The organism is Streptomyces sp. NPDC040410, assembly GCF_055595715.1.
Window position 1 is genome coordinate 132,077 of sequence record NZ_JBVIVK010000001.1, and the last position, 19,558, is coordinate 151,634.

The 19,558-nt window shown below is 72.0% G+C and carries 14 protein-coding genes; 7 read left to right on the plus strand and 7 right to left on the minus strand.

Annotated elements, in window-relative coordinates:
* Window positions 1–95 precede the first annotated feature (95 nt).
* Window positions 96–3,383, minus strand: coding sequence for a bifunctional lysylphosphatidylglycerol synthetase/lysine--tRNA ligase LysX (lysX, locus tag ACZ562_RS00585; protein ID WP_471172436.1), 3,288 nt, complete (start codon window positions 3,381–3,383; stop codon window positions 96–98).
* A gap of 89 nt (window positions 3,384–3,472) precedes the next feature.
* Between lysX and ACZ562_RS00590 the strand changes: the two genes are divergently transcribed.
* Window positions 3,473–3,934 carry a universal stress protein gene (locus ACZ562_RS00590; RefSeq protein ID WP_471172437.1) on the plus strand — a complete coding sequence of 154 codons (462 nt, stop codon included), beginning with the start codon at window positions 3,473–3,475 and terminating at the stop codon, window positions 3,932–3,934.
* Window positions 3,935–3,951: 17 nt separating this feature from the next.
* On the opposite strand, the gene ACZ562_RS00595 is transcribed toward ACZ562_RS00590, so the two are convergent.
* The gene (locus ACZ562_RS00595; protein WP_471172440.1) at window positions 3,952–5,097 is read right to left on the minus strand and encodes a CapA family protein; all 1,146 of its coding nucleotides are present in this window, start codon (window positions 5,095–5,097) and stop codon (window positions 3,952–3,954) included.
* Between the two features lie 212 nt (window positions 5,098–5,309).
* On the opposite strand from ACZ562_RS00595, the gene ACZ562_RS00600 reads away from it, so the two are divergent.
* From ACZ562_RS00600 to ACZ562_RS00610, 3 genes are all read left to right on the plus strand, one after another.
* Window positions 5,310–5,858 carry a sigma-70 family RNA polymerase sigma factor gene (locus ACZ562_RS00600; RefSeq protein WP_471172443.1) on the plus strand — a complete coding sequence of 183 codons (549 nt, stop codon included), beginning with the start codon at window positions 5,310–5,312 and terminating at the stop codon, window positions 5,856–5,858.
* Between the two features lie 382 nt (window positions 5,859–6,240).
* On the plus strand, window positions 6,241–6,756 hold the full coding sequence (locus ACZ562_RS00605; RefSeq protein ID WP_471172445.1) for a hypothetical protein: 516 nt from the start codon (window positions 6,241–6,243) through the stop codon (window positions 6,754–6,756).
* Window positions 6,757–6,907: 151 nt separating this feature from the next.
* Window positions 6,908–7,564 (plus strand): zf-HC2 domain-containing protein, encoded by a 657-nt coding sequence (locus ACZ562_RS00610; RefSeq protein ID WP_471172447.1) that lies wholly within the window; start codon window positions 6,908–6,910, stop codon window positions 7,562–7,564.
* A 341-nt stretch (window positions 7,565–7,905) separates the two neighbouring features.
* Here the strand turns inward: ACZ562_RS00610 and ACZ562_RS00615 are convergent, their stop codons facing one another.
* On the minus strand, window positions 7,906–8,769 hold the full coding sequence (locus ACZ562_RS00615; protein ID WP_471172450.1) for an Fpg/Nei family DNA glycosylase: 864 nt from the start codon (window positions 8,767–8,769) through the stop codon (window positions 7,906–7,908).
* Between the two features lie 31 nt (window positions 8,770–8,800).
* The gene (locus ACZ562_RS00620) at window positions 8,801–10,876 is read right to left on the minus strand and encodes a SpoIIE family protein phosphatase (protein WP_471172452.1); all 2,076 of its coding nucleotides are present in this window, start codon (window positions 10,874–10,876) and stop codon (window positions 8,801–8,803) included.
* Between the two features lie 164 nt (window positions 10,877–11,040).
* Here ACZ562_RS00620 and ACZ562_RS00625 point away from each other — a divergent pair, with 164 nt between their 5' ends.
* Window positions 11,041–12,462, plus strand: a complete 1,422-nt coding sequence (locus ACZ562_RS00625) for a lipase maturation factor family protein (protein WP_471173918.1) — start codon at window positions 11,041–11,043, stop codon at window positions 12,460–12,462.
* A gap of 154 nt (window positions 12,463–12,616) precedes the next feature.
* On the opposite strand, the gene ACZ562_RS00630 is transcribed toward ACZ562_RS00625, so the two are convergent.
* The gene (locus ACZ562_RS00630) at window positions 12,617–15,637 is read right to left on the minus strand and encodes an alpha-mannosidase (RefSeq protein WP_471172455.1); all 3,021 of its coding nucleotides are present in this window, start codon (window positions 15,635–15,637) and stop codon (window positions 12,617–12,619) included.
* Window positions 15,638–16,086: 449 nt separating this feature from the next.
* Here ACZ562_RS00630 and ACZ562_RS00635 point away from each other — a divergent pair, with 449 nt between their 5' ends.
* Window positions 16,087–17,130, plus strand: coding sequence for an alpha/beta hydrolase family protein (locus ACZ562_RS00635; protein WP_471172457.1), 1,044 nt, complete (start codon window positions 16,087–16,089; stop codon window positions 17,128–17,130).
* Window positions 17,131–17,265: 135 nt separating this feature from the next.
* Entirely contained in the window at window positions 17,266–18,627 is a 1,362-nt protein-coding gene (locus ACZ562_RS00640) for an amidase (RefSeq protein WP_471172461.1), read from the plus strand.
* Between the two features lie 144 nt (window positions 18,628–18,771).
* Here the strand turns inward: ACZ562_RS00640 and ACZ562_RS00645 are convergent, their stop codons facing one another.
* Both ACZ562_RS00645 and ACZ562_RS00650 read right to left on the minus strand, forming a co-directional pair.
* On the minus strand, window positions 18,772–19,254 hold the full coding sequence (locus ACZ562_RS00645) for a GNAT family N-acetyltransferase (RefSeq protein ID WP_471172464.1): 483 nt from the start codon (window positions 19,252–19,254) through the stop codon (window positions 18,772–18,774).
* A gap of 56 nt (window positions 19,255–19,310) precedes the next feature.
* A complete protein-coding gene (locus ACZ562_RS00650; RefSeq protein ID WP_471172465.1) occupies window positions 19,311–19,484 on the minus strand; it encodes a hypothetical protein in 174 nt (57 codons plus the stop codon).
* Between the last annotated feature and the right edge of the window lie 74 nt (window positions 19,485–19,558).

Here is a 19,558-nt window from a genome sequence, read left to right on the forward strand (position 1 = left end):
ATCCGGGTCCGACGCACCCCGGCAACACCGGTGCGGCGGCACGAATCCACCCGCTCGGCCCAGAGCCGATCCACAGGACGGGCCATCACGCCGCGTCAGCGACGGCGCACCAGTGGGAACGGCAGCGTCTCACGGATCGTCAGACCGGTGAGGAACATGACCAGTCGGTCGACGCCGATGCCGAGGCCTCCCGTGGGCGGCATGGCGTATTCGAGGGCGTCGAGGAAGTCCTCGTCGAGTTCCATCGCCTCGGGGTCTCCGCCGGCGGCGAGCAGGGACTGGGCGGTGAGGCGGCGGCGCTGTTCGACGGGGTCGGTCAGCTCGGAGTACGCGGTGCCCAGTTCGGTGCCGAAGGCGACGAGGTCCCAGCGCTCGGCGAGCCGCGGGTCGGTGCGGTGCTGCCGGGTGAGCGGGGAGACGTCGGTCGGGAAGTCCTTGTAGAAGGTGGGCAGCTGGGTCCTCTCCTCGACGAGCCGCTCGTACATCTCCAGGACGATGTCACCGGGGCCGTCGTCCGCGGTGTACGGGACGCCCGCGCGGTCGCACAGCCCGACCAGCGTCTCGCGGCCGGTGTCGGCGTCGATCCTCTCCCCGAGCGCCTCGGAGATCGCGCCGTAGACGGTCTTGACCGGCCACCGCCCGGAGATGTCGTACTCCTTGCCCTCCTTGTGCGCGACCGGTGAGCCGAAGGCGGCGGTCGCCGCGCCCTGGATCAGCTCGCGGGCGAGGTCGAGCATCACGTCGTAGTCGGCATGGGCCTGGTAGGCCTCCAGCATCGTGAACTCGGGGTTGTGCTTGTAGGAGACACCCTCGTTGCGGAAGGTGCGGCCCATTTCGAAGACCTTCTCCATACCGCCGACGCACAGCCGCTTCAGATACAGCTCGGGGGCGATGCGCAGATACAGGTCGAGGTCGTAGGCGTTGATGTGGGTGGTGAAGGGGCGGGCGTTGGCGCCGCCGTGGATCTGCTGCAGCATCGGCGTCTCGACCTCGAGATAGCCGCGCTCCAGGAGGCCCTGGCGCAGGGCCTGTACGGCGGTGGAGCGGGCGCGGATCACCTCGCGGGCGTCGGGGCTGGAGACGAGGTCCAGGTAGCGCATGCGGACCTTGGCCTCGGGGTCGGCCAGGCCCCGGCGCTTGTCGGGCAGGGGGCGCAGGCACTTGCCGATGAGCTGCCAGGAGGCGACGAAGACGGTCGGTTCGCCCTGGTCGCTGGTGCCGGCGCGACCGGTGGCGGTGATGTGGTCGCCGATGTCGGTGTCGGCGGTGAAGCGGTCGAGGGCCGGACCGGAGTCCTTGCGGGTGAAGGCGAGCTGGCCGTCGCCGGACCAGTCGCGCAGCACGACGAAGACGAGGCCGCCGAAGTCGCGTACCAGCATGATCCGGCCGGCGACGGTGACCTGCTCGCCGGCCGCGACCCCGGGGATCCGGGCGAGTGTGTGGGTGCGTGGCGGGACGCCGACCGGATACGGGTCGGTGCCGTCGGCGCGCAGCCGGTCGAGCTTGCCGTGCCGGATGCGGACCTGCTCGGGCAGGTCCGCATCCGGCCCGCCGGCCCCGGCCTCGTCCCCTCCGTCGAGGCCGAGTGCCGACAGCGACGGCAGCCCTTCGGTCGTGGCGGGCCGCTGCGCGCCGCTCGGGTGCCCCTTTCCGAGGAGTTTGCGCAACGACGGTACGGAGACGAAGCCTTCGGCGATTCCGGAGGCGAGGCCGATGCGGGCGAGGGAGACGGTGTCGCCGTAACAGATGAAGCGCGGGTACCACTCGGGGTGGTACTTGGCGTTGGAGCGGTAGAGCGCCTCCAGCTGCCACCACCTGGAGAAGAACAGGAGCAGCCGCCGCCACAGACGCAGCACCGGTCCGGCCCCGATGCGGGCGCCCTCCTCGAAGACCGAGCGGAAGACCGCGAAGTTGAGGGAGATCCGGCGTATGCCCAGTTTGGGGGCGGCGGCGCACAGTTCGGCGACCATGAACTCCATGACGCCATTGGGCGCGCCGCGGTCACGGCGCATCAGGTCGAGGGAGACGCCGTCGCGGCCCCAGGGCACGAGGGAGAGGAGGGCGAGGAGTCTGCCGTCCTCGCTCAGGGCCTCCACCAGGAGGCAGTCGCCGTCGGCGGGGTCGCCGAGCCGGTCGAGGGCCATGGAGAAGCCGCGTTCGGTCTCGGTGTCGCGCCAGGCGTCGGCCCTGGCGACGATCTCCCGCATCTCCTCGCCGGAGAGGGTGGAGTGGCGGCGGATCCGGCAGGTGGCGCCGGTGCGCCGGACACGCCGGACGGCCTGGCGGGTCACGCGCATGTCGCGGCCGTCGAGGTCGAAGCCGGCGACCTGCAGGACCGCCTCGTCGCCCAGTTGGAGCGCGCCGAGTCCGGCGCGGGCGAAGGCCTTGGCGCCGTCCTCGGAGGCGCCCATCGCGGCGGGTGCCCAGGCGTAGCGGCGGGCGACGTCCAGCCAGGCGGCTATCGCGTGCGGCCACGCCTCCCGGTCACCCACGGGGTCACCGCTGGCGAGACACACTCCGGCTTCGACACGGTAGGTGACGCCGGCCTTGCCGCTCGGCGAGAAGACGACGGCCTTGTCGCGGCGGGTGGCGAAGTAGCCGAGGGAGTCCTGCTCGCCGTACGCCCTGAGGAGTCCGCGGATACGTGCTTCCTCGTCGCCGTGCAGGGCGGACTCCAGGCGCTGGGAGCGGAAGAGGGTCGCGGCGGCGTTCAGCAGGGCCAGGGCGCCGAACAGGCCGAGCAGGAAGAACAGGGCACGGGGTGGCCGGCCGTCGTAGGCAAGGCCGGAGAGCAGGCCGCCGCAGACCCGGTCGGCGGCCCACAGCAGCCGCTGGCCGCGCGGCAGTGTGCCGGGGAACAGCTCCACGAGACCCCAGCCGACGAGGATCGCCACGGCGAGCCCGGCGAACAGCACGAGGAGCGCCCGCCGGACGGCGGCGCGGCGCGAGGCGGCGTAGAACTCCCTGCGCGCGGCGATCAACAGGATCAGGGCGAGGCCGCACACGACGAGAGAGGGAACGGAGTCGGCGTACAGGCCCGCGGCCACGCCGACGACGTCGGCCAGCACGACCAGGCCCAGATAGACGACGACCAGCCACCAGGCGACCTTCTTGCGGGCGGCGGTGGCGGCTGCGAGCAGGAACAGGAAGACGGCGTACGCGAGGTTGGCACTGACCGGGACGATCAGCAGGTCCAGGGCGCGAACGACCGGGCGGAGCAGTCGGCGCAGCGGCGGGATCAGCGCCAGCAGCGCGCAGAGCAGTCCGAGGGCGCCGAAGAAGGTCGCTATGACCTCCGGCACCCTGCTCATGAAGCCGCTCCCGCGCGGCCGTATCGGGCCCGCGGTGTCCTTCGCCGGGGCGGCCGCCACGGTGGCACTCATGTTCCGACTGTAGGAACACCCGGGCCGCCTCGCCCGTCGAGAGGTCCCGCCGGGCGGCGGGGCCTGCGGTCTCGGATAGCCTCACAGACGTGACGGAACAGCACGCGCAGCAGTTCGAGCGGGGAACGGACGGGCCCAAGGTCATCGTGGCCGGGGTGGACGGCTCCGACTCCTCGCTCCGCGCCGCGGCGTATGCCAGCGGCCTGGCGCGGCGGCAGGGGGCGCTGCTCGCCGTCGTGTACGTGCAGCCCGTGATGGCGGCGGGCGCGGCACTCGGGGCGCCGGTCGCCGGGACGACCGGCGAGATCGCCGAGGACCTGGTCGCGCAGATCCGGGAAGCGGCCGAACGCGTCAAGGGGATATTCGACGTCCGCTGGGAGTTCCACACTTTCCGCGGCGACCCCTACGGCGGCCTGGTGAAGGCGGCGGACGAACTCAAGGCGGACGCGGTGGTGGTGGGCGCCTCCGAACAGGCAGGCCACCGGATCGTCGGCTCGGTCGCGGTGCGGCTGGTGAAGGCGGGGCGGTGGCCGGTGACGGTGGTGCCGTAGGCGGGCCCGCACAGGCCCTACCGCCCCATGGTGAGCCCGTCCTTGGCCGCGCCCCGGCTGAGCACCACGTCCCGGATGCGGTCGCGCACGGCCCGTACGTCGGCGCCCTGGGCCAGCGCCTCGTTGACGTCGACCACGCGCCCGGCATCGACGTCGAACCACTGCGGGACGAACTCGGCCTTCGTCACCTTCCAGCGGCCGCCGGGCCGGGCGGGCGGGGCGAAGGTGAAGCGGCCGATCGTGGACTCGTTGCCGCGCGGGTCCCGGACGCCCCCGTAGTTGGTCATCTCGCCGGCGATCTGGTCGCCCATGCCGTAGATCACCCAGGTGCCGTTGACCTTCTCGTACGCCTGCGGCACATGGGCGTGGGTGCCGAGGATCAGGTCGATGTCGGGCCGACCGCCCGTGCGGGCCGCGGTGAGCCGGCCCGCCAGGGTCCGCTGCTGCTCGTCGGGGGCGTCCTGCCACTCCGTGCCCCAGTGCACGGACACCACGACCACGTCGGCACCCGCCCGACGGGCCGTGCGGGCGTCCGCGAGGATCTTGTTCTCGTCGATCAGGTTGACGGCCCATGGCTGCCCCTCGGGAAGCGGGTAGCCGTTGGTGTCGAACGTGTAGGCGAGGTGCGCGACCTTCGCCGGGCCCGCGCGCAGGACCGTGACCGTGCCCGCCTCGGCCTCGGTGCGGGCCGATCCCGCGTGCCGCACGCCCATGCGGTCGAGGGCGTCCAGGGTGCGGCGGATGCCGTCGGCTCCATCGTCGAGGCTGTGGTTGGAGGCGGTGGAGCAGCCGTCGTAGCCGGTGGCGGCGAGGGCCTGGGCCACTTCGGGCGGGGACTTGAAGGCGGGATAGCCGGTGTAGTCGCCGTCGGCGCCGTAGACGGTCTCCATGTGACACAGCGCCAGATCGGCGCGGGAGACGACGGTTTGGACCCCGGCGAACATCGGGCGGAAGTCGTAGCCCTGGCCGCCTCCGTCGAAGCGTGCGCGGTCGATGACCGAACTGTGCGGAAGGACGTCGCCGGAGGCGACGAGCGTGAAGCCGCGGTCACCGGCGGACGGTGCCGGGCGGCCCGGCGTCTCCTGGTCCTGGGCCTGGCAGGCGGCGCCGGCTGCGAGCAGGGCCGTGAGGGCCAGGGCAACCTGTCGTCTGCGTGCAATCATCAGCTCACCCCACTGTTGTCATATTTACGGACGAATAGGTACGAAGCTGCAGACTCCCGCAAACGGCCCCGGCGCCCGCTTAGCCCGTCCGGAGCGCGCGAACGGCGGTGCGGGGACCGTTCGTCGAACCGTTCGTCGACGCGATCGACCGTCCGCCGCAGACCCGTGCGCTCGCCCTGTCCGGAGACGGCACCCCGCGGTGCCATACGGCCATGACGGCCGGAACCGCCCTCACGAAGAACCGCACGACCGCCGAGCACGAGCTCGCCGCACTGCAGCGCGAGCACGGCCGGCCGCTGTTCGCACTCCTGCTCAGGCTGAGCGACGGGGACCGGCAGCGCGCCGAGGACCTGCTCCAGGAGACCCTGGTCCGCGCCTGGCAGCACCCCGAGGCACTGCGCGCCGACGACTTCGAGTCCGTACGGCCATGGCTGCTCACCGTGGGACGGCGGCTGGCGATCGACGCCCGGCGGGCCCGGCAGGCGCGTCCGGCGGAGGTCGGCGACGCCGTTCTGGAGAACGCGCGCGTGTGCGCCGACCACGCCGAGCGGGCAGCCGCCGCCCTGGATGTACGCGAGGCTGTGAAAACTCTCACTCCGGAGCACCGTGAAGTCCTGGTGCTCGTGTACTTCCAGGGGGCGAGTGTGGCGGAGGCCGCGGAAGCGATCGGAATTCCGCCCGGTACGGTGAAGTCCCGCGCGTACTACGCGCTGCGCGCCCTGCGTCGGGTCCTGCCGGGATATGCAGCCGACCTGCAATGAAACCCATGGCCGGGTCAAACCTCAGTAAAGCGCCTTGCTGAGGACCCCGGTTGAGTAATCCGCTGTCTTCATCCGTGTTCCGGATGGGGCCCGGTCGCCGGATTCGCGCCGTCCGCCCGAAGGGCGGGCTGAGCGGCGTCTGGTGCGTGCGCTCGCAAGGCGCCGGAGCGTCCTCGTGGCGGAGCCACGTGGACGGTTCGGCAACGCCGCGAGCGTGCGTGCCGGACGCCGCTCGGCAGGCGGGAATCCGGTGGCCGGGTCCCACGGCCCGGTCGCCGGATTCGCGCCGTCCGCCCGAAGGGCGGGCCGAGCGGCGATCCGGTGGCCGGGTCCCAAGGCCCGGGGTCGGGCGACCGCACGCACCGGAGGAAGGCAGGAAGGGATGCTGCACAGAGGTCAAGAGAGTACGGACGGCACCGACGGCGGTGAACTCACCGTTCCCATGGCCTGGTTGTATGCCGAGTACATCGCCGACGAGCTGCTGCGCACCGGCGATCTGATGCCACCGACGTCCTTCGAGTTCCGCGCCGGGCGGGACGCCCTGGCGCTGACCGTCTTCCTGTCCGACACCGAGGGCGAGCTCTCCGGCATCCAGGTCGTCTCCCAGCTGGAGACCTGGCTGTCGCTGACGGCCTACGACCAGCCGTGGCAGGACTGGGTTCGCGAGCGCATGGCACAGCTCGCCGCCGAGGCGCGCGCGTCCGGCGGCCCGTCCCCGGACCTGGACCTGGCCGTGGCGGCCTGGCGCTGGCTGCAGGAGACCGAGCTGCTCGCACCCGACCTGGACGCGGTACCGGGCGGCGGCGCGATGCCCGGTGAGGACGAGGGACCGAAGGTGTGGACCCCCGCGTGGCAGCTCGGCCTGCCCCTCGGGCATCTCGCCATCCACCTCTTCTAGATTCTTTTCGCCTCGGACCAATCCGCGGGCCGGGCCGCTCCGAATCCCTTGGTTGCGATTCTGTGTGTGCCTTGAGTGATTCGGCTGTCTGTTGCGTACCGGTGGGAGCAAGGAGTAACCCCACCCGCACCCAAAGGCACGAGGATTCGGCATGAGGTCCCTGGAGAGGCATCGCGACGTCGGCGCGTACGCGCTCGGCGTGCTGGACGAGGCGGACGCCTTCCGCTTCGAGGACCACCTCATAGAGTGCCCCCGCTGCGCGGCGCACGTGACCGAGTTCGGCCCCGTCACACGGCAGATGATGCTGTACCGGCGGGCCACGCCGCGTTCCGTCCACCCCATGGCCCAGCCCGGGCCCCGGATGCTGGACCGGCTGATGGGCGAGGTGGCGGCACGGCACCGGGCCCGGCGCAGGCGGCTGCTGTACGCCGTGGCCGCCTCGGTGGTGCTGGCGGTCGCCGGGCCCGCGCTCGCGGTCATGTCCGGTGGCACAGACGGCGAAACGGCCGTGAGGGTCACGGGGACCGACGAACGGTCGGGCGTGTGGGCGCAGATCACCACTCAGGACGAGGACTGGGGCAGCGAGGTGGAGCTCGAGATCAAGGACGGGGCCGGGCCCCGGCCCTGCCGGCTGATCGTCGTCGGCCGCGACGGCTCCGAGCAGACGGTGACCAGTTGGAACGTTCCCCTGCACGACGCCCGCCCGAACACCATGCGCGGCGGTGCGGCCATGCACCCCGACCAGATCGCCCGCTACGAGGTCCGCACGGCGGACGGGGAGCACCTGGTGACGCTCCCGTCCCGCTAGTGCCGCGTCAGTCAGGGTTTGCCCGTCAAGGAGCGGCGTCCGGTGCGTGCTCTCGGCGTGCCGGCCGGAAGTCCTCGTACTGGACGTACGTGGGCTTTCGGCCGGTGCGGCGAGAGGGCGTGCCGGGCGTCGCGACGGGGCGAACCTTGGCTGACGCGGCACTAGGCCCTGCCGTCGGATTCCCGCCTGCCCCGCGACGCCATGCACGCTCCCCCACAAGCCTTAGGGGGCGTGGGAGGTACCCCCACTCGCCGCACCGGGCCCTGGCCCGTGTACATCCATGAACACCGTCTGCCGCGTCGCGCACAGGCAGGTGTGAGCTACGAGGCCGTAGTCGGCTGCTACTTGAGCAGCCTCGACATCCGCCGGTCCGCGAGTGGCCTGCCGCCCGTCTGGCAGGTCGGGCAGTACTGCAGCGAGGAGTCGCTGAAGGAGACCTCGCGGATGGTGTCCCCGCACACCGGGCAGGGCTCGCCGGTGCGGCCGTGGACGCGCAGGCCGCTCTTCTTCTCCGCCTTGAGGCGTCCGGCGGCCACGCCCCGGGAGCGCTCGACCGCCTCGGTGAGCGTGCTGCGCAGCGCCTCGTACAGGCTTCGGGTCTCCTCCGGCGTGAGCGTCGCGGTCGGCTTGAACGGGGACATCCTCGCGGCGTGCAGGATCTCGTCGCTGTAGGCGTTCCCGACGCCCGCGATCAGGCTCTGGTCCCGCAGCGCCCCCTTGATCTGGCGCCGCTCGCCCTTCAGCAGGGCCGCGAGGCGGACCTCGTCGAAGTCGTCGGCGAGCGGATCGGGGCCGAGCCGCGCCACGCCCGGGACCTCCTGCGGATCCCGTACGACGTAGACGGCGAGCCGCTTCTGGGTGCCGGCCTCCGTCAGGTCGAAGCCCGCGCCGGTCTCCAGCGCCACGCGCAGGGCGAGGGGGCCCTTGCCGGGGCGCGGCGGGCCGTCGGGAAGCCGGTCCTTCCAGTGGAGCCAGCCCGCGCGCGCCAGATGGGTCACGAGGCGGGGGCCGCCGTCCGTCTGGAGGTCGAGGAACTTGCCGTACCGGTGCACGGCGGCGACCTCGTGGCCCTCGACGGCGGTGACCGGCGGGTCGTACGTCTTCAGGACGCTGATCGCCACGGGTAGCACCCGTACGATCTCGTGGCCGACCAGGTGCTCGGCGAGGAAGTCCTTGAGCGCTTCGACCTCGGGGAGTTCCGGCATACGTCCAGAGTGCCACCGGAGGCCGATGTGGTCAGTCCTTCTCCGGCACCACGAACTCGCACCACACGCACTTGCCGCCGCCCCGCGCCTCCACGCCCCACACGTCGGTGAGGAGGTCGACGAGGAGCAGGCCCCGCCCGGACACGCCCGACTCCCCGGCGTCGCGGCGGCGGGGCAGGGCGCTGGAGGAGTCCTCCACGTCGACGCGCAGCCGGCGGCCGCTGCCGGTGAGGACCCTGAGGGTGACGATCGCGGAGCCCTCGGTGTGTATCAGGGCGTTGGTGATCAGTTCGTCGGCGACCAGCTCGATGTCGTCCGCGCGGTCGCGGGCGCCCCAGGCGCGGACGGCGGCGCGGATCATGTGCCGGGCCTCGGTGAGGGCCTCGGGGTCGCCGGGTGCCACGTGCTGCTGGAGCCGGCCGCCGGACTTGGGGGTGTCCATGCCGCGCCGGCACAGCAGGAGCAGCGCCACGTCGTCGTCGCCGCCGCGTTCGTCGGCCACGTCGATGAGCCGGTCGGCGAGGTCCCGCACGTCGTGGGGGCCGGTGCCGATGAGCGAGATGAGGGTCCGCATGCCGTCGTCGAGGTCGGCGCCGGGCTGTTCGACCAGACCGTCGGTGCACAGCAGCAGGGTGTGGCCCGGGTCGAGCTCGACGGTGGCGACGGGGTAGTCGAGGCGGCCGAACTCGGCGGACAGGCCGAGCGGCAGACCGCCCTCCACGGACACACGGCGGCAGGAGCCGTCGGGCCGGCGGACCAGCGGGTCGATGTGGCCGGCCCGGACCACCTGGACCACTCCCGTGGAGAGGTCGGCCTCCGCGTACAGGCAGGTCGCGAAGCGGTCTGTGTCGAGTTCGTGCAGGAAGACGGAGGCGCGGGCCATCACCGTGGCCGGAGTGTGGCCCTCGGCGGCGTAGGCCTTCAGGACGATGCGCAGCTGGCCCATGACGGCCGCGGCGTGCGTGTCGTGGCCCTGGACGTCGCCGATGACGGCGCCGACGCGCCCGCCGGGAAGCGGGATCAGGTCGTACCAGTCGCCGCCGATGTCACGGCCGAGGGCGGCCGAGCGGTAGCGGACGGCGACGTCGGCGCCGGGAACGCTGGGGATGGTGCGCGGCAGCATGGCCTGCTGGAGGCCGGACGCGAGGTCCTTCTCCTGCTCGAAGAACATGGCGCGCTGCAGGCTCTGCGCGATGCTGCTGCCGAGGGCGATGAGGACGTTGCGGTCCTCGGGCGAGAAGCCGCTCCGGTCGCTGTAGAGCAGGCCCATGGCGCCGATCGGCCGGGCCTCGACGATGAGGGGCAGGTAAGCCGCCGCGGTGATGTTCAGGTCGGTGATGTGCGGCCAGAGGACCGGATAGCGGTCCTCGAACTCCTCCGGCGACTCGATGAAGCGGGGGGTGAGGGTCCGCACGGCCTCGCTCATCGGGTAGGGCTCGTCGATCCGGGTGACCAGGGTGCCGGGGACGAAGGTCCCCGAGGGGCCCTCGGCGATCAGCCGTATGCGGCCGGCCTCGACCAGCCCCATGACCAGACTGGTGGCGCCCAGGTGGGTGAGGCCGTGGGTGTCCTTGAGGACGTCGATGACGTCCTGGACGGTGCGGGCATGGGCCAGGGCGGCCGTCGTGAGCTGTACGACGTTGGTCTGGCGGCGCCGGGCCTCGTCCTGGGCGGCCTGCGCCCGGCGGGACTCTATGTCGTCGATCTCCTGGGTCGCGTCGCGGACGATGCCGACGATGCGGCGCGGGCGGCCCGTCTCGTCGCGCCGGATGTAGCCCTGCGTGTGGGTCCAGCGCAGCCTGCCGTCGCGGCAGCGGATGCGGAAGTACGTGCCGTAGTTCTCGCTGCCGTCCTTCATGGCCTGGGCGACGACGGCGTCCAGCCGGTGGCCCTCGGCCGTGGGAACACGGACGGCCAGCGTCGTGGGGTGTCCGTCGTACTCGTCGGGGCGCAGGTCGAAGACCTCGTGGGCCTGGGCGTCCATGTGGAAGAGGCCGCTGTCCAGGTCCCAGTCGAAGCTGCCCATGCGGTTGAGCGCCAGGATCGGATCCGGGTGGGCGGGCCAGTCGTCCGGGAGAGACAGGGCGCTCGCTCCCCGATCAGCCATGGGGCCCACCTTGCCAGGATTGGTCCGGTTCTTCGAGTGGGAGGACGGGTTTGACTGCTTCCCCGTCGTGTCAGCCGCAGAAAGACGTCGTCACGCAGGCGGACGAATGCATACGGTGAGTGACATGGGTTCCGGCGGGACACTGGAGGAAGGAGCGCATGGCCGTGGATTGGTTCACCGCACCCGACTACTGGCTGAGCCGGCTGGTCTTCCAGCGGGCTCTGGCCGGTCTGTATTTGATCGCGTTCCTGGCGGCGGCGCTGCAGTTCCGCGCGCTGATGGGGGCGCGCGGGATGCTGCCGGTCCCCCGGTTCGTCGGGCGCGTGCCGTTCCGGCGCTCTCCGAGCCTCTTCCAACTCCACTACTCGGACCGCTTCTTCGCCGCCTGCGCGTGGACGGGCTGTGCGGTGTCGGCGGCGCTGGTGGCAGGGCTCGACTCCCGACTGCCCTTGTGGGGCGGCATGCTGCTGTGGCTGGTGCCCTGGACGCTGTACCTGTCGATCGTCAACGTGGGCCAGACCTGGTACTCGTTCGGCTGGGAGTCGCTGCTCCTGGAGGTCGGCTTCCTCGCCGTCTTCCTCGGGAACGACGACGTGGCCCCGCCGATCGTGGTGCTGTTCCTGCTGCGCTGGATCCTGTTCCGGGTGGAGTTCGGCGCGGGTCTGATCAAGCTGCGCGGCGACGTCTGCTGGCGCAAGCTGACCTGCCTGTACTACCACCATGAGACACAGCCGATGCCGGGCCCGCTGAGCTGGCTCTTCCACCATCTGCCGCGCCCCCTGCACCGGGTCGAGGTGGCCGCGAACCACTTCACGCAACTCGTGGTGCCCGTCCTGCTCTTCACCCCGCAGCCGGTCGCCACGGCGGCGGCGTCCCTGATGATCGTCACCCAGTTGTGGCTGGTGCTGTCGGGCAACTTCGCGTGGCTGAACTGGATCACCATCGTGCTGGCCCTGTCGGCGGTGGAGTTCCCGTACTCCGCGCCGTCCGTGCCGGACGCCCCGCTGTGGTACGAGGCCGTGGTGCTCGCTGTCGCCGCGCTGCTGGTCGGACTGAGCTATCACCCGGTCCGCAACATGATCTCCCGCCGCCAGGTCATGAACCGCTCCTTCGACCCGCTCCATCTGGTCAACACCTACGGGGCGTTCGGCAGCGTCAGCCAGATCCGGTACGAGGTGGTGGTCGAGGGCACCGACGACGCGGTGCCGCACGAGGGCTCGGACTGGCGGGAGTACGAGTTCAAGGGCAAGCCCGGTGATCCCCGGCACTGGCCGCGCCAGTTCGCTCCGTACCATCTGCGGCTCGACTGGCTGATGTGGTTCGCGGCGCTGTCGCCCGCGTATGCCGGATCGTGGTTCGGCGCGCTGGTGGAGCGGCTCCTGGAGAACGACCGGGACACGCTGAAGCTGCTGCGCCGCTCGCCCTTCCCGCCGGACGCGCCGCCGCGCTACGTCCGGGCACGTCTCTTCCGCTACCGCTACACGACGTGGCGGGAGCTGCGGGAGACGGGCGCGTGCTGGGAGCGGACGTACGTGCGGGAGTACCTGCCGCCGACGCGGCTGGCGGGTGCGGCGCAGAGGTCGTAGACGCGGGTGGCGACGGTGTCGGGCACCGCGGCGAGGGCGCGGACGGCCATGACCTGCGGTTCCGGCTCGGCGATCGGCGATCTGCGGCTCAGAGAAGTGGAGGAGTGGCCTGTGGGCACAGCACGCGTGCTGAGCCTTGCCCGCGCCCCGCGGGTCAGGCCCGGCTCAGCCGTAGCGTCGTCAGCTCGAACGGACGCAGCCGTACCGTGATCCGTTCGCCGTCGAACCCTGGCGCGGGCGCCTCGGGCAGGGGGCGTTCCAGCAGGTCGGTGACGGTGACGCCGGCGACTTCGAAGCCCGCGGTGACGGTGGTGCGGACGCGTCCGCCATGAGCCTCGTGGAAGCGGACGACCACGTCGCCGCTGCCGTCGTCGGCCAGTTTGACCGCCGTGATGACGACCGCGTCCTGATCGGCTGTCACCAGAGGTGCCACCTCCCCGGCGCCGGTGACCCGCCGCTGAGGGAGGTTGATCCGCCAGCCCTCGCGCACGGCGTCGCCGATGTCCGCGCCCGGCACCAGGGCGTGCCGGAAGCGGTGGACGCCCTGGTCCGTCTCGGGGTCGGGGAAGCGCGGGGCACGCAGCAGGGAGGCGCGGACGGTGGTGGTCGTGCCGCGGTCGCCGTCGCTGCGGACGGTGCGGGTCACGTCGTGGCCGTACGTCGAGTCGTTGACGATCGCGACGCCCCAGCCCGGTTCCGCCACGTGGACGAAGCGGTGGTTGCACGCCTCGAACCTGGCCGCCTCCCAGGACGTGTTGGTGTGCGTGGGGCGGTGGAAGTGCCCGAACTGCGTCTCGGACGCGTACCGTTCGGCGTGCACGTCCAGGGGGAAGGCGAGCTTCAGGAACTTCTCGGCCTCGTGCCAGTCGACCTCGGTTTCCAGGACCAGCCGCCGTTCCCCCGGGGTGAGCGACAGCACCTGGGTGACGCGGGAGGCGCTGAAGGACCGGACGATCCGCACCGACGCGCCGTCCTCGCCGGCGGCGACCTCTTCCGCGTCCGTGAGGTCGGTGACGGTGTTGCGGTAGAACTCGTCGACGTCCCACGCGTCCCACATGTTCGGGAAGTCCGGGTGGATTTGGAGGAGGTTCGCGGCGCGGCCCGGTGCGACGGTCTCGCGGTCGGCCTCGATGTCGTACGCCGACACCACAAGGCCTCGCGGATCGATCTCGATGCGCAGGAGACCGTTGTCCAGGACGTGTCCGCCGCCGGGGCGTGCGGTGAGGCTCGTACGGCCGTTGGTGACAGGGGTACGCGCGCCGCCCGCCGGGACGCCGGCGCGGGTGTGCGGGGCCGCGTTGAAGGCGAGCGGGGTCGTGCCCTCGCCGGCCAGGGCGCGCTGAGCCGCGTCGATGATGCCGGTCAGCTCCCCGGCGATCCGCTCGTACGTCCGCCGCGCCTCGCGGTGCACCCAGGCGATGGACGACCCCGGCAGGATGTCGTGGAACTGGTGCAGCAGGACCGTCTTCCAGATGCGGTCCAGTTCCTCGTACGGGTAGGGGAATCCGGTGCGTACGGCAGCCGTCGCGGACCACAGTTCGGCCTCGCGCAGGAGGTGTTCGCTGCGGCGGTTGCCCTGCTTGGTCCTCGCCTGGCTGGTGAGGGTGGCGCGGTGGAGTTCGAGGTAGAGCTCGCCGACCCAGACGGGCGGGTCGGGGTATTCACCCTCGGCCTTCTCGAAGAACTGCCGCGGGGTCTCCCAGACGACCGTCGCCGAGCCCTCGAGATCGCGGAGCCGGGCCGCCTTGGCGACCATCTCGCGGGTCGTGCCGCCGCCTCCGTCGCCCCAGCCCGTGGGGGCGAGGGAGTGGCGGGCGGCTCCCTTGTCCTTGAAGTTGCGTGCCGCGTGGGCGATTTCGCTGCCCTTCATCGAGCAGTTGTAGGTGTCGACGGGCGGGAAGTGCGTGAAGACGCGTGTGCCGTCGATGCCCTCCCACCGGAAGGTGTGATGCGGGAACTTGTTGGTCTGCGACCAGGAGATCTTCTGCGTGAGCAGCCACTTGGAGCCGGCCGCCTTGATGATCTGCGGGAGTCCGGCGGCGAAGCCGAAGGTGTCGGGCAGCCAGGCCTCGTCGTTCTCGATGCCGAACTCGTCGAGGAAGAACCGCTTGCCGTGCACGAACTGACGGGCCATCGCCTCCGAGCCCGGCATGTTGGTGTCCGACTCCACCCACATGCCGCCCGCCGGCACGAAACGGCCGTCGGCCACCGCCCTCTTCACCCGGGCCCACACCTCGGGCCGGTGCTCCTTCACCCACGCCCACTGCTGGGCCTGCGACATGGCGAAGACGAAGTCCGGCTCGTCCTGAAGGAGGGCGGTCATGTTCGCGGTCGTGCGGGCCACCTTGCGCACGGTCTCGCGCAGCGGCCACAGCCACGCCGAGTCGATGTGCGCGTGGCCGACGGCGCTGATGCGGTGCGCGGAGGGGACGGCGGGTGCCAACAACGCCGGCTCAAGGAGGGAACGGGCCCGTGCCGCCGTGCCGTTCACGTCCTGGAGGTCGACGGCGTCGAGTGCCTTGTCCACCGCGCGCAGGATCTCCCAGCGGCGCGCCGACTCCACCGGCAGCTCGGCCATCAGCTCGCCGAGCACCTCCAGGTCGATCACCAGCTGCCACACGGTCTCGTCGAAGACGGCGAGGTCCATGCGGGTGAGCGTGTACTGCGGCTCGCTGCCGGCGGTCTCCTTGTCGCCCAGCCGGGTGGGGAGGAAGGGGTGGTAGTCGAGGATGACGGGGTTGGAGGCGGCCTCGATGTGCAGCCGCACCTCCTCGCCGCCCTCGGCGGGGGTTGCGACGCGTACCCACTGGTTGCGCGGGTTGAGGCCCTTCACCGGGGTGCCGTCCGGCCGGTAGACCAGACCCTCGCACTGGAAGCCGGGCATGTTCTCGTCGAAGCCGAGGTCCAGCAGGGCCTCGACCGTCCTGCCGGCCCACGCCCCGGGCACCGTCCCGGTGACGCGGAACCAGCTGGTACCCCAGGGGGCACCCCACCGGGTACCCACCTCGATGGGCTCGGGTTCGGCCGCCAGTCCCTCGGCGACCGGCACCGGCTCGCCGGCCGCGTGCCAGACCGCCACGCGCAGCGGCACGGACTCGGGGTACACGGCGGGGCGGATACGCTCGTCGAGGACGCGCCTGAGGCGGGCTTCGACCAGCCTGCGGTCGTCATGCATGCGGGGTGCTCCAGCCGGGTCGCGGTGATTGCCAGGGGTCGGTGACGGTGACGGGGGTCCGACGAGGTGTAGAGCTCCCCCACGGCACGCGGTTCGAACCGTGCCGCCTGCCCGCACACGCAGGGCCGTGGGGGGTGGCGGGCGCCGCGGGTGCGGTGCGTACGGCGATGCCGCCCAAGCGCCGCTCCCGCCGCGCCATGCGTTCTCGAAAGTCGGCGGAGACACCCGGCCGCCGCCCCTGGGCCCGTACCACCCACCGCCGGGACGGCAGCCGGTCCTGCAGCCCAGGAAGGCTCCAGCGCACCTCCGAGGTGACCTCGCCATCCTCGTACCGCGGTCCGCCGGTGTCGAGCGCGATGTGGCACAGGCTCCGAGGGAGGTGCGACGGCGGCCGGCGACCGCTTCCGGGCACGCCCCGCTCGCTGAGCCCGCGGGGGATAATGGGCCGTATGCGGCTACGGGGAGCGGCCTGTGCCGCCGCCGGACTGTCCCTGGTCGTCGCGACCGGCTGCACCGGGGGCTCCGACGAACCTGTGCGCACGGACAGCCCGGCGTCGACCCGCGCCACCGCCACGGCCCCCCGAACCACGCCCGCACCCACACCCACACCCACACCGTCACCTGCCGACCCGGTGTCGATCCCCGCGCTGATCCAGAGCAGGCACCAGGGATCCGGCCTCCGGCTGGGCACCGTGCTCGCCCGGACCGCCGCCTACACCAGTTACGCGGTGACGTACGAGTCCGACGGACTGACGATCTCGGGCCTCATGAACATCCCCACGGGCAAGGGGCCGTTCCCGGCGTTGGTGCTGGCACACGGCTACATCGACCCGGCCGTCTACACCACCGGCCGCGGCCTGGCACGGGAACAGGACCTGCTGGCCCGCAACGGCTACGTGGTCCTGCACACCGACTACCGCAACCACGCCCGCTCGGACGACGATCCCGACAACGACGTCAACCTCCGCCTCGGCTACACCGAGGACGTCATCGGCGCGGTCATGGCCCTGCGCTCCTCCGGCCGCGAAGAGATCGACGGCGACCGGATCGGACTGCTCGGCCGGTCGATGGGCGGCGGCGTCGTGTACAACGCGCTGGTCGTGGCTCCGGGCCTGGTCGACGCGGCGGTGGTCTTCGCACCGGTCAGCTCCCGGCCGGCCGAGAACATCGACCACTTCCAGCGCCGGAACGGGGACCCGGTCGTCGCCGAGATCGAAGCCGAGCACGGCACACCCGAGGAGAACCCGGCCTTCTGGCGGGAGGTCTCGCCGGTCACCTACGTCGACCGGGTGACCGAGCCGCTGCTGATCCACCACGGCACCGCGGACGGCACATGCCCCTTGACCTGGTCGAAGCGGACCACGGCCGCCTTCAAGGCCGCGGGCAAGGACGTCCGGCTGCGGACGTACCCCGGCGAGGGGCACACGTTCGGCCCGCAGTGGCCGCGCTCGATGGACGTGACGCTGGCATTCTTCGAACAGCACCTGCGCTGAGACGGAGCCATGGATTACAGCCATGGGTCTCGGAAAGTCCGGGAGCGCACTCTCGACGCGGAGCCCCGGCTCCCGGCACAGTTCTCCAGACGTACTCGCCAGTACGCCCGCCACACCGCACACCGAGGAGCCGCCGTGACCAGCTGGGTCGGCCGGACCGCCGCCGAGATCGCCGCCGCCGTACGCGAGAAGCGGGCCACGCCGCGCGAGGTGGTGGCCGAGCACCTCGACCGGATCGAGCGGCTCGACGGCCGCGTCGGTGCCTTCCGTACGGTCCGGGCGAAGGCTGCGCTCGCGGAGGCCGACGAGGTGGGCGCGCGGGGCGACCTGTCCGAACTGCCGCTCGCCGGGGTGCCGGTGGCCGTCAAGGACAACCTCGCCGTTCGCGGGGAGTCCAGCCGCGTCGGCTCCGCGGCGACGCCGGACACCCCCGCCGACGCCGACCACGTCACCGTGGCCCGGCTGCGGGCGGCGGGCGCGGTGGTCGTGGGCCTGACCAACGTGCCGGAGCTGTGCGTCTTCGGCACCACGGAGGGTGTCCACGGCACCGCCCGCAACCCGTGGGACACCTCCCGCACGGCGGGCGGCTCCTCGGGCGGCAGCGCCGCCGCGGTCGCCGCCGGCCTGGTGCCGGTCGCCCTCGGCAACGACGGCATGGGCTCCCTGCGCATCCCCGCGGCCAACTGCGGACTGGTCACCATCAAGCCGGGCCTTGGGGTGGTCCCGGCCGGGATCAGCGACGGCGACTGGTTCGGCATGTCCGAGAACGGCCCCCTCGCGACGACCGTCGAGGACGCGCGGCTGATGCTGTCGGTCCTCGCGGGCGCCGAGTTCGCGCAACCCGACGAGGCCGGGACCCGCAGGGTCGCCGTCTCCCTGCGCAGCCCGCTCACCGGCGTCGTCGTCACCAAGCCGTACACGACGGCCGTCCGGGACGCGGCCGCGCTCCTGATGAAGGCAGGGCACCAGGTGCGGCGCGCCGACCCGCCCTACCCGCAGTCGCTGAGCCTCACGTCACTCGCCCACTGGACCGCGGGGACGTCGGTCGACGCGCGGGGCCTCGACCCGCGGCTGCTGGCCCGGCGCACCCGGGTCCACGCGGCGGTGGGCCGCCGCTTCGTCGGCGCCGTACGCACCGGCAAGGGCCGCGAGCAACTGCGCCGCCGACTGGAGCCGTTCTTCGCCGAGTACGACGTCCTGCTCATGCCGGCCCTCGCCCGCCGCTCCCCCAAGGCCGGGGACTGGCACGAGCGGGGCTGGCTGCGCAACGTCCTGGCCAACACCAACTACTCACCCCTCACCCCACCGTGGAACCTCACCGGCTGGCCTGCGATGTCGGTCCCCTTCGGCACCCTGCCCTCCGGGGCCCCCTGCGCCGTACAACTGGTGGGGCGCCCGGGCTCGGAGCCGGAACTGCTGGCGCTGGCGGAGCAGCTGGAGAAGGCGCGTCCGTGGCGGCGCACGGCCCCGCTGGACCCGGCCGCGCCAGAGGGCTAGTGCCGCGTCAGCCAGGGTTCGCCCGTCAAGGAGCGGCGTCCCTGCCGGGCGTCGCGGAGCCCGCCCTCCGGGCGGACGACGGGAATGTGACGACAGCTCCTAGAGAGCCTTGTACTAGAGAGCCTTGTACTAGAGAGCCATGTACTAGAGAGCCTTGTACATGATGTGCAGCCCCACCCGCCCGTGCCGGGGGTGCTCGTACGCCTCCGGCACCGTGCCCAGGATCGTGAAGCCGAGGGAGATCCACAGCCCGATGGCCGGGTTGGTTTCGACGACGGCGTTGAAGACCATGCCGTGGTAGCCGTCGGCCTTGGCGGCGGCCAGGATGTGTTCGGCGAGGGCGCGCCCGATGCCGCGGCCGCCGTGGTCGGGGTGGACCATGAAGCCCGCGTTGGCGATGCGGGCGGCGGGGCCGCCGTAGTTGCGGGTGACGTACGCGGATGCCACGACGGCTCCGGTCTCGTCCTCGACGACGAACACCCGCTTCGCCGGGCCCATCCACAGGGACCGGGCCGCCTCTTCGGAGGTGTCCCGGTCCCAGGTGTAGGTCTCGCCGGCGGCGACGATCCGGTGCCAGAAAGGCCAGATCCGCGGCCAGTCCTCGGCCGCGGCTTCTCTGATCAGCATGGGCGTGATTCTGCCACGCCCATGCGGTCGGCGATCGCGATGGTCCTGCCGGGAGGTCAGTCCACGCTGGGCAGGATGTGGGGCTCCTCGAGGTCCTCCTCGTAGCCCGCCAGGCGGATCGGGGCGGACCGGGCCCACACGTCGAGGCTGCCGATCTCGCCGGGCCGGCGGCCCGCGCGCTCCGGGCGTTCCTTGGGGCGCTGATCGCGATTCGTCTTCTCCGGTGTCACCGCGCACTCCTTATGTGTCGGATCACCCTCGGGGCACGCCGGCCGGTCTGCGATCCGGCACCCTGCGCCCGCTC